The organism is Candidatus Eremiobacteraceae bacterium (genome assembly GCA_035314825.1).
Taxonomy (GTDB): Bacteria; Vulcanimicrobiota; Vulcanimicrobiia; order Eremiobacterales; family Eremiobacteraceae; genus JAFAHD01.
Genome location: DATFYX010000001.1, coordinates 179,433 through 190,152 on the forward strand (window position 1 = coordinate 179,433; position 10,720 = coordinate 190,152).

Consider the following 10,720-nt stretch of genomic DNA (forward strand, 5'->3'; position numbering starts at 1 on the left):
CAGCTACTCCTCGGCGAGCGCGGCTTCGAGCATCGCGTCCCGCGACGGATCGTCGATCGAGCGATGCAGCAGCTCCGCTTCGGTCGCCTTCACGACGTGGAAGTTCCAGCTGCGGATCAGTCCGCCTTGTGCGTCGCGGACTTCGGCGACGACCTGGCGCGGGCTGTCCTGGCGCCGCAGCGACAGCTCGGTCTGCGAGCGCGACGATTGGAAGAGCGCCGCGATGAGGCGGCCCGGGCGCGCACCCGCGTTGGCCACCGGTGCGAGGCGGACGCGGCCGCGCAGGCGCGGCACGCAACGCGCAAGCCAGCCGGCGAACAGCGTCGCGCCCGCGGTCTTATGCTGGGTGTCGGGCTGGTCGAGATCGGCGGCGTACTCCACACGGCACTTGTCGAAGTCGCCGATGAGCGCCAGCACTTGCGGGTCGTCGAAGCACGCGGCCACCGCCTGGCGCCACGGTTTGAGACGCTTCCAATTGAGATCGGCGACGGCGACATGGCCGGCGCGGCGTTCGGTGAGCCGGCGCAATGTGTCGAGCGAGGCGTTCGTGTCGCCGAAGCGCATCGAGTCCACGACGATCTTCTTGACGAGCGGCGCGAGCAGGCGGAACAGCGGGCGGCCGAACGGCGAATCGCCGCGCCACCACAGATAGATGGGCAGATCGGCGGCCAGCAGCGCGAGCACTGCGGAGGCAGCCGAGGCGGATGCGCGCGGATTGACGCGCACGAAGACCTCTTCGCTGAAGCCCTGCGCGTCTGCGTGGTCGTCGGGGCGGATGAACGCCTGGATCGCATCTTCATCGACCGTCGCGTCTTCGATGATCGTCACGGCACGGATCGAGTGCGTGCCCGCGATCTCGGCCAGGATCTGCGACACGTCGGTGCACGCGTCCGGCCGATCCACGTACGTGACGAGGTTGAGCGTGAGCGAGCGCGCGCTCGGCGTCGCCCCAGCCGTGGCCACGATCTCGCGCCAGCGCGCGGTCAAGGTGGATTCGGCTTCTTCGACCCGCACGAGTTCGAAACCCGAGGCCCACGCGGGCGTCGCAGCGCCGTCGCCCTGTTTGCTCACGGGAGCCGCCACGCGCGCCCGTCGCGCGCGATCAGGTCCTCGGCCTCTTTGGGCCCCCACGAGCCAGCCGCGTAGTTCGGGAACACGATCGAGCGATCGGCATCCCATGCCTGCAGCAGCGGATCGACCAGCGCCCAGGCGGCCTCGACGCCGTCGGCGCGGTCGAACAACGTCTGATCGCCTTTCATACAATCCAAGATGAGCCGCTCGTACGGCGACGCGTCTTCGGCACCGAAGGTCGCGCCGTATGAGAAATCCATCGCGACCGAGCGGATGCGCATGCTCGGGCCGGGCACTTTCGCCTCGAGCTTGAGGGTCACGCCCTCGTCCGGCTGGATGCGCAGCGCCAGCACGTTGCCCTCGGCTTGCTCGATCTGTGACTTGCGAAACGGCAGATGCGGCGCTTCTTTGAATTGGATGGCGATCTCGGTGACGCGTTTGGGCAGCCGCTTGCCGGAGCGCAGGTAGAAGGGCACGCCGGCCCAACGCCAATTGTCGACGAAAAGGCGCAGCGCGGCATACGTCGGCACCATCGAACCGGGCGCGACGCTTTGCTCCTCGCGATAGCCCACCACCGGCTGGCCGTTGACGAATCCCGGCCCGTACTGTCCGCGCACCGCTTCCTTGACGTCGATCGGACGGATGGCCTCGATGACGCGCACCTTCTCGTCGCGGAAATCGCGCGCGTCGAACGTCGTCGGCGGTTCCATGCCGACCAACGAGAGCAGCTGCAGGCCATGGTTCTGCAAGATGTCGCGCACGACGCCGGTCTCTTCATAGAACGCGCCGCGGCCCTCGATGCCCAGGCTCTCGGCGACGGTGATCTGCACGCTGTCCACGTAGTTGCGGTCCCAGATCGGCTCGAAGATGCCGTTGGCGAAACGCAGCACGAGGATGTTCTGGACCGTCTCTTTGCCGAGATAGTGGTCGATGCGGTAGATCTGATCCTCGCGCAGATACTTGAGCATCTCGTCGTTGAGCGCTTTGGCGCTGGCGAGATCGCGGCCGAACGGCTTCTCGACGATGATGCGCACCGAGTCTGCGGATCCGCTGTCGCCCGTGAGGCCCGCCTCATGGAGCTGCTCGACGATGATGCCGAACAGACTGGCGGGCGTCGAGATATAGAAGATGCGATTGCCCGCGGTGCCGTACTTGAGGTCGTCCTCGGTGAGCACGCCGCCCAGCCGCTTGAACGCGCTCGCGTCGTCGAACGTGCCCTCGACATAGCGGCAGCGCGAGGCGAGCTCTTCAAGCACGTTCTTGTCGCGTACGCGGATCTCGCTCGAGTTCGCGACCGAGCGGCGCAGCTGCTCGCGGAACTCCTCGTCGGTCATTTGCGAGCGCGCGAAACCGACGACGCAGAAATTCTCGGGCAGCAGATCCGCTTGGGCGAGATTGTAGATGGCAGGCAGCAGCTTGCGGCACGTCAGATCGCCCGATGCGCCAAAGATGACCAATTGCACCGGCCGGGTCGCACGGTCTTCGCGCAGCCCCTCGCGGAACGGGTTGGGTATCTTGACTTCGACCATGAGGCTACCGCCGCTCGACGCGCATCACGCGTTGCTGCCGCTGCCGGCCGGCGAGAGCGAGCCGGCCATCTTGGTCACCGTGCGCCGCAACGCCGCCAGCGAAGCGTCGACGTCCGCGCCGAGATCGATGCGCACGACGCGCCGGCCGTGCGCGCGCAGCGACTGCAAGTCCCCCAGCGCTTGGGCTGCGACGAGCGTGCCGAAGTCGAACGGCCGGCCGGGAATCGGCAACGTGTCGCGATTATCTCCGACGAGCTGGATGAACACGCCCGTGTTCGGGCCGCCCTTGTGCAGCTGTCCGGTCGAGTGCAAAAAGCGCGGCCCGTAGCCGAACGTCGTCGCGGCTTTCGTCGCATCGCGCAGCGTCGAGCGTATGTCGTCGAAGATCTCGTCGCGGGCGTCGGTCTGGTGGATGAAGGCCATGAGCGCGATGTAGTCGCCGGTGGCCGTGCTGCGCACGAAACGCGCGAGCGCTTCCTCGTCGCTGGGGCCGATGGACGCTGCGCGCTGCTGCCCGGCCGGATCGCGCTGCGCAAGGATGCGGTTGGTGTTGTCCTTGCTCTCCTGGACGTTGGGCTGGTCGAAAGCGTCGACGCCCATGAGCGCGCCGACGGTCGCGGTCGCGAACTCCCAGCGGAAGAATTCGGCTCCCAGATCGAGCGTGTCGCGCAGGCTGATGCGCAGGACTGGATGGCCGGCCCGCTCGAGCGCCTCGCCGCGCGCGTCGAGGGTCGTATCGTCACCGAGGCGCAGATGCACGAAGACGCGGTCGGCGCCGTATGCGCCGGGATCTCCCGGGGGCTCGCCCGCCACTGGGATGAGGCCGCGCCCCTCCTTGCCGAGACTCTCCGCGATGAGCTGCTCGAGCCACAACCCAAAGGTCGCGATACCCGGCGAGGCGAGCACCGTCACCTTGTCGCGGCCATGGCCCTGCGCCAGCGTCGCGAGCGCGCAGCCGAGGCGCACGGCCGGGTGGTCGCTTGCTTTGACGCCGGCGCCGCAGGCTGCAGCCATAGCGCGCGCGCGCTCGAGCAGCCCATCGACGTCGATGCCCGACGCTGCGGCAGGCACCAGTCCGAAATACGTCAGCGCCGAATAGCGGCCACCGATGTCCTCAGGGTTGATGAAGACGCTGCGCCATTTCTGTTCGCTCGCGAGTTTTTCCAACGGCGTGCCCGGATCGGTGACGCATGCGAAGCGCGAGACCGCTTTGTCAGCGCCGCCCAGCGCGCCCGACACCTTGTCGAAGAAGTACTCGGAGAAGACGCGCGGCTCGAGCGTCGTGCCCGACTTGCTCGATTCGATGAAGACAGTGCTCTTGAGATCGATCGCTCGCTCGATCGCGCTGACGCTTTCGGGCACCGTGCTGTCGAGGATCAACAGCGCCGGGTAACCCTTGTGCGACCCGAACGTCTCGCGCAACACGATCGGACAGAGGCTGGATCCGCCCATGCCCATCACGACGACGTGCGCGATGCCGTCCTTGCGCAGCCCGTCCGCGAACGACGTAAGCTCGCTCTTGCGCTGGTACATGAGGTCTGGCGAGGTCAGCCAGCCGAGGCGATCTTTGATGATCGCGGCGTGCTCCGGATCGCCTTTCTTCCAAAGATCGGGGTCGTGCTGCCATACCCGCGCGACGAAGCCCGCGGTGTCGAGACTAGCCAGGGCGTCGGCCTGTTCCTCCAGCGAGATTCCTGACATCGTAAGCCGCTCGCCGGAGCCTCGCAGCGTTTGCGCCTTTTTCGCGAGCACGTCGAGCAGCTGGTCGTACGAGGTCTGGAACGAGACCAGACCATCGGCGAGCAGTTTGTCCGTGATCGCTTTGAGCGAGATGCCGAGATCTTCCAGCTCGGCCAGCGTCTCCTCGGCCTTGTCGATGCCGCGGTCGAGCGTCTGCTTGACGACGCCGTGATCGCGGAAGGCGTCGATGGTCGCCGGCGGCATGGTATCGACGGTGTCGGGGCCGATCAACGCTTCGACGTAATACGTATCTCTATATGCGGGGTTCTTTGTCGACGTGCTCGCCCACAGCGGACGCTGCCGGCGCGCGCCTGCTGCCGCAAGCGCCTGCCAGCGCTGGCCGGCGATCGAGCGTTGATAGACCGAGTACAGGCGCTTGGAGTTGGCGATGGCTGTCGTTCCTAGGTGCGTCTGCAAACGCGCCACGGCGGCCGCGTCTGCGCTCGCCATCGCGGCCTCGATGCGCTTGTCGGCTTCGGTGTCGACCCGGCTGACGAAACACGATGCGACCGACGCGACGGAGTGGATCGGCTGCCCCTTGCGCAGGCGGTCTTCGAGGCCGCCCATGAACGCGTCGATGACGCGTTCGTAGTATTCCGCTCCGAACATCAGCGTGATGTTGACGTTCATGCCGTCGCCGATGAGCTGGCGGATCACCGGCATGCCCTCGGGCGTCGCCGGCACTTTGATCATGACGTTGGGTCGCGCGACCAGCTTCCACAGACGGTGCGCCTCGGCGATCGACGCGTCCGTGTCTTTGGCCAGCTGCGGGGGCAGCTCGATCGACACGTAGCCGTCGCCGCCCGAACTCGTGTCGTAGAGGTCGCGGAACGCGTCGCACGCCTCGCGGATGTCGTCGGTGGTCAGCGCGTCATAGATCGCCGCGGCGCTCGCGCCCTGCGCCACGAGCGCCACGATCTGCTCGTCGTAGTCCGCGCTCTCGGCGATCGCCTTCTCGAAGATGGTCGGATTCGACGTCTCACCGCGTAAGCCGTCGTCGTCGATCATGCGGCGCAGCTCGCCCGAACGCGTGAAGCCGCGCCTGACGTTGTCGAGCCAGAAGCTCTGGCCTAGATCGATGAGGCGCTGCAGCGGGTTAGGCATCGTGCTCTTCCTCTGCGCGCGTGCGAGCGCGCGCGGTCACAGTAAGGACTGGGCGACGGCGGCGACGTTGGCCGGCGTGAAGCCGAATTTTTCGAACAGCACCTCGGCCGGCGCCGACGCGCCGAAGCGCGTCATGCCGACGACGCGTCCCAGCGTGCCGACGTAGCGCTCCCAGCCCATGGGCGCAGCGGCTTCGACCGCGACGCGCGCCGTCACCGCAGGCGGCAGCACTGACTCGCGATAGGCCTGGTCTTGCGCATCGAATATCTGCCAGCACGGCAGGCTGATGACGCGCGTGCCGATGCCGGCCTTGTGCAGCAATTCGCGGGCGCCGATGCAGAGATGGACCTCCGAGCCGGTGCCGATGAGGATCACGCGCAGCGCACCCTGCTCGGCGGCCAGCACGTAGCCGCCGCGCTGCGCGCCGGCGACGGCCGCCGCCTCGAAGATCGGGACCTTCTGGCGCGTCAGCGCGATGCCGATCGGCCCGTCGCGGTGCTCCATCGCCAGTTTGAAGCAGATCGTCGTCTCGTTGGCATCAGCCGGCCGCATCATCGTCATGTTCGGTATCGCGCGCAAGCTGGCGAGCTGCTCGATCGATTGGTGGGTCGGGCCGTCTTCGCCCAACCCGATGCTGTCGTGCGTCCAGATGTAGAACGGGTTGATGCGCATCAGGCAGGCGAGGCGGATGGGCGGGCGCATGTAGTCCGAGAAGATGAGGAACGTCGCGCCCCAGGAACGCACGCCGCCGTGCAGCGCCATGCCGTTGAGCGTCGCGCCCATCGCATGCTCGCGGATGCCGAAGTGCATCTGCCGCCCCTCGTACGACCCGGCCTCGAAATCGCCCATGTCCTTGAGGTTCGTCTTGTTGGATCCGGCGAGATCCGCCGAACCGCCGAGCAGGAATGGCACAGACTTGGCCAGCGCCGTCAGCGCTTTGCTGGACGCGTCTCGCGTCGCCATGGGACCGTCGCCCGGCGCGAAGCGCGGCAACTGGGCCGACCAGCCCTCGGGCATCGTTCCGTCCTGCTCTGCGAGAAAGGCTATCGCGCGCGCCTTGTCATCGCGCTCGTAGCGCTCCCACAGCTCGCTCCACTCGCGTTCGTAGCGTTGCCCGCGCTCGACCGCCGTGCGGTAATGCGCGAGCGCTTCGTCGGGCACCAAGAACTTCGCATCTTCGGGCCAGCCATAGAAGCGCTTCGCGCCCTTGATCTCGTCCTCGCCCAGCGGCTCGCCGTGCGCTTCGGCCGTGTCCTGTTTGTTCGGCGCGCCGTAGCCGATGTGCGAGCGGATGCGGATCAGCGAAGGCCGCGCGTCTGCCTTGGCCGCATCGAGCGCGCGGTCGATCGCCGCCACGTCGTTCGCATCTTCGACGGCCTGCGTGTGCCATCCATAGGCGTCGTACCGCCGGCAGACGTCTTCTTGGTCGAACGCGAGCGAGGTGTTGCCCTCGATCGTGATGTGGTTGTCGTCGTAGCACACGATCAGCTTGCCGAGCTTGAGGTGTCCGGCCAGCGACGCCGCCTCACCCGAAACGCCTTCCATCATATCGCCGTCGCTGGCGATGACGTAGGTGTGGTGATCGACGACGTTGAGGCCGTCTCGGTTGAAGCGCGCCGAGAGGAATGCCTCGGCGACTGCGAAGCCGACGGCGTTGCCGCAGCCTTGGCCAAGCGGTCCCGTGGTGCACTCGACGCCGGGCGTATGCCCGTACTCAGGATGGCCTGGCGTCTTCGAGCCCCACTGTCGGAACTGTTTGAGATCGTCAAGCGTGAGGTCGTAGCCCGTGAGGAAGAGCATGACGTATTGCAGGATGCACGCGTGGCCGGCCGAGAGGATGAAACGGTCGCGATTGACCCAGGCCGGATTGCGCGGGTTGTACCGCATGTGTTTGGTCCACAACGCGTATGCAAGCGGTGCCAGCGCCATCGCCGTGCCCGGATGGCCGGAGTTGGCCTTTTGCACCGCGTCCATCGAGAGCGTGCGGACCGTATTGATGCAAAGCTGCTCGAGCGCGCCGCGGTCGAGCGTCGAACCTGCCTGCTTCACGCGTTCCTCCTGGGACTAGGCGACAGTGATGGCGGCATCGGTGCAAAGGCTGCCGATCACGCCGGCCTGCGCGACACCGCGCCGCGCCAGGGCGTCGAGCAGCATCGCGGCGTTCCCTTCTGATACGGCGATGAGCAGTCCGCCGGATGTCTGCGCGTCGCACAACACGAGCCGCAGCGCCGCAGGCACCGAATCGGCGAAACGCACGCCGTTGACCAGCGCGAGCGCGAGGTTCGCCTTTGTGCCGCCCGGGGCACAATCCCGCTCTGCGAGCGACAACGCCAGTTCGAACAACGGCACTGCCGCGGCGTCGATGCGCGCGCCCACCCCGCTGGCCGATGTCATCTCGTGCAGGTGGCCGAGCAGACCGAACCCGGTGACGTCGGTCGCCGCGTCCACGCCGGTCTCGAGCATCGCTTCCGCGGCGGCGCGGTTGAGGGTCTGCATCGAGATCGACGCCTCCTCCAGCTCTTCATCTGATATCACGTCGCGGCGCCGCGCCGTCGTGTACAGTCCGGTGCCGAGCGGCTTGGTGAGCACCAGCAGATCGCCGGCTCGACCGGTCGAGTTGCGCACGATGCGGTCGGGATGTACGCGCCCGGTGACGGCGAGTCCGTACTTGGGCTCGGGGTCTTTGACGGTGTGGCCGCCTATGATATGGATGCCCGCTTCGCGCGCCTTTTCGGCGCCGCCGCGAACGATGGCGTGCAGGACGGCGAGATCGAGACCCGATTCGGGGAACGTCGCGATCGCCACCGCGAACAGCGGTGTGCCGCCCATCGCGTAGATGTCGGAAATGGCGTTGGCGGCGGCGATGCGCCCGAACGTCTGCGGATCGTCGACGATCGGCGTGAAGAAATCGACCGTCTCGACGAGCGCCAGGTCTTCCCCGAGCTTGAAAACGCCGGCATCATCGCGCGTCGAGGTGGCGACCAGCACGCGCGGATCGTCGATCGCCGGCAGTTCGCGCAAGACGCGCGCGAGCACGTCGGCTTCCATCTTCGACGCGCAGCCGGCGCACGCGACCATTTGCGTGAGGCGCGGCGCTGCATTTCCGATCATGAATGCTCCATCTGTCCAAAGACCGTTTACCCAGCGGCGACAGGCGCCCTTTGGGAACGGCTCGAACCGGAGCCAAATGCAAGAACTGCTCATGATTCCGGGTCCGGTCACCGTGGCCCCGGATGTCTTGGCTGCGTCGTCGCAGCCGATGCGCAATCATCGTGGCCCGTTCGCGGCAGGGGTCTACGCGCGTCTCGCCGAGCGGCTCAAAGATATCTTCCAAACGTCGCAACCCGTGCTCATGCTCGGATCATCGGGAACGGGCGCGATGGAAGCCGCGGTGGTCAACGTGTTCTCACCCGGCGATCGGCTGCTCGCGATGCCGATGGGGGTGTTCGGCGACCGCCACATCGCGATCGCGCGCGCCTACGGCGCGCAGGTCGAAGTGATAGAGACGCAGTGGGGCGACAAGGTCGATCCGCAGCGGCTGCGCGAGCGCCTTGCCAAGGATTCCGGCGGCGAGATCAAGGGCATCTTGCTGACCCACAACGAGACGTCTACCGGCGTGCAGACTGATCTTGCCGCGCTCGCCCGCGCCCGAGCCGATCATCCGGCGCTGCTGGTGGTCGACGCCGTGAGCAGCATGGGCGCAACCGATGTGCGCATGGATGAATGGCGCTTGGACGTGGTGATCGGCGCCTCGCAAAAGGCGCTGGCGGGGGTACCGGGGGCCGCCATGATCGCGTTGAGCGAGCGGGCCTGGCAGGCCGCGGAAAACGCCCGCATGCCGCGCTTTTACCTCGACGTCCGCAAGGCGCGGACGGCGGCCGACAAGGGCCAGACCCCCTGGACGCCCCCTTTTGGCGTCCTATTGGCACTCGAACAGGCGACCGATAACTATTCCAAGGAGGGGCGGCATTCTGCCTTTGCCCGCCACGCCCGTTTCGCCGAGGCGATTCGCGCGGGGTGCGACGCGATGGGACTGCGCACGCTTGCGCGTCCCGGGGCGTACTCGAACACGGTCACGGCCGTGTCGGCACCACCCGGCACCGACCACAAAGCGCTGCAGCAGATGCTGCGCGAGAAGTACGGGGTCGTCGTCGGCGGCGGTCAGATGAAGTTGGAAGGCACGATTCTCCGGCTCGGCAACATGGGCGCGATCGGACGCAAGGACATCCTCACCGCCATCGCAGCGCTTGAAAGTGCGCTGGGCGACAGCGGCGTCGCGGTGTCGCCCGGTGCCGGCATCGCTGCCGCGAACGCCGTCTTCGCACGGGCGGAAGCCGCGAAGCCGCGCGTCGCGGTCGGGTGACGTAAGGAGTCATACCTGCCGTGAATCGCAAGTTCTATCTGACGACGATGTCGCGTGTGCTCGCGGTGTTGTCCGCGTTCGCGTGCATCGCGGTATCGCTCGTTCCAGGCGTGCCGGCCGCGCGCGGCGCCGGCGCGATCGCCATCGCGGTGATCTCGCCCCAGAACAGCGGCGGCGTGACGCCCGCAGTACTCTCGCAGGTCGCTCAAGCATTGTACCAGGGCGTCGTCGCCACCGGGCGCTACGACGTCAAGGGCGGCGGCCCGATCCCCGTGCAGGTCGGATCCGACGGTGACGCGACCATGGCGGCGCTTGCCGCGGCGGGCAAAGCGGAAGCCGACCAAGTGCTCATCACCGACGTCATCCACTCGGACAGCGGCAAGATCGTCTACCGCATGTCGATCTACAAAGTGAATCCGGTGACGTTCGGCCGCTCGCAGATCTTCCAACAGGTGTTCCCGGCCAGCGATGCGCACGCGTTCGCAGCTCAGTTCGGCAACGATCTCGCGACGCTCGAAGCGCCGCGCACCAATACCGGCATCATCTTCGCCGTCGGGCCCTCGGGCATCCAGGCCGACACAGGTGAGGCGAATGGCTTCCATCTCGGCCAGCGCTTCAACGTCGTGCGCTCCGGCAAGAAAGTCGCCGAGGCGCAGATCACCCAGATCACGGGCACCGACGCGGTCGTCCAGATCCTCAATCCATCGCCGAGCTATCAGCCGCAGATCGGCGATCTTCTCATCAGCCAAGAGCCCGGCCCCGCGATCACGAGCGCCACGGAGAATCACAGCAGCAACGGCGCGCTCGACGTGATCGCGCTGTTGGTGGGCGTGGGCGCGGCGCTGCTGGCGATCGGCCATCAGGGCAGCGCGGCCTCGGTGAATTGCCCGCCGCCGACGCCCTCCGGATCGTC

At 67.0% G+C, this 10,720-nt stretch carries 7 protein-coding genes; 2 read left to right on the forward strand and 5 right to left on the reverse strand.

The window, feature by feature from the left end; translation table 11 throughout:
* Positions 1–3 precede the first annotated feature (3 nt).
* From VKF82_00905 to selD, 5 genes are read right to left on the reverse strand one after another with little or no spacing between them, the layout of a single operon-like run.
* The gene (locus tag VKF82_00905; GenBank protein HME80613.1) at positions 4–1,083 is read right to left on the reverse strand and encodes a glucose-6-phosphate dehydrogenase assembly protein OpcA; all 1,080 of its coding nucleotides are present in this window, start codon (positions 1,081–1,083) and stop codon (positions 4–6) included.
* Entirely contained in the window at positions 1,068–2,600 is a 1,533-nt protein-coding gene (zwf, locus tag VKF82_00910) for a glucose-6-phosphate dehydrogenase (protein ID HME80614.1), read from the reverse strand. The genes VKF82_00905 and zwf overlap by 16 nt, the downstream gene beginning before the upstream one ends.
* A 24-nt stretch (positions 2,601–2,624) precedes the next feature.
* A complete protein-coding gene (locus VKF82_00915; GenBank protein HME80615.1) occupies positions 2,625–5,444 on the reverse strand; it encodes a bifunctional transaldolase/phosoglucose isomerase in 2,820 nt (939 codons plus the stop codon).
* Between the two features lie 36 nt (positions 5,445–5,480).
* Positions 5,481–7,493, reverse strand: coding sequence for a transketolase (tkt, locus tag VKF82_00920; protein ID HME80616.1), 2,013 nt, complete (start codon positions 7,491–7,493; stop codon positions 5,481–5,483).
* 15 nt (positions 7,494–7,508) lie between these two features.
* On the reverse strand, positions 7,509–8,555 hold the full coding sequence (selD, locus tag VKF82_00925) for a selenide, water dikinase SelD (GenBank protein HME80617.1): 1,047 nt from the start codon (positions 8,553–8,555) through the stop codon (positions 7,509–7,511).
* 76 nt (positions 8,556–8,631) lie between these two features.
* On the opposite strand from selD, the gene VKF82_00930 reads away from it, so the two are divergent.
* Both VKF82_00930 and VKF82_00935 read left to right on the forward strand, forming a co-directional pair.
* Complete coding sequence (locus VKF82_00930; GenBank protein HME80618.1) at positions 8,632–9,807, forward strand: alanine--glyoxylate aminotransferase family protein; 1,176 nt, start codon at positions 8,632–8,634, stop codon at positions 9,805–9,807.
* Positions 9,808–9,827: 20 nt separating this feature from the next.
* Positions 9,828–10,720 (forward strand): hypothetical protein (locus VKF82_00935; GenBank protein HME80619.1); only part of this gene is annotated, 893 nt, incomplete at its 3' end.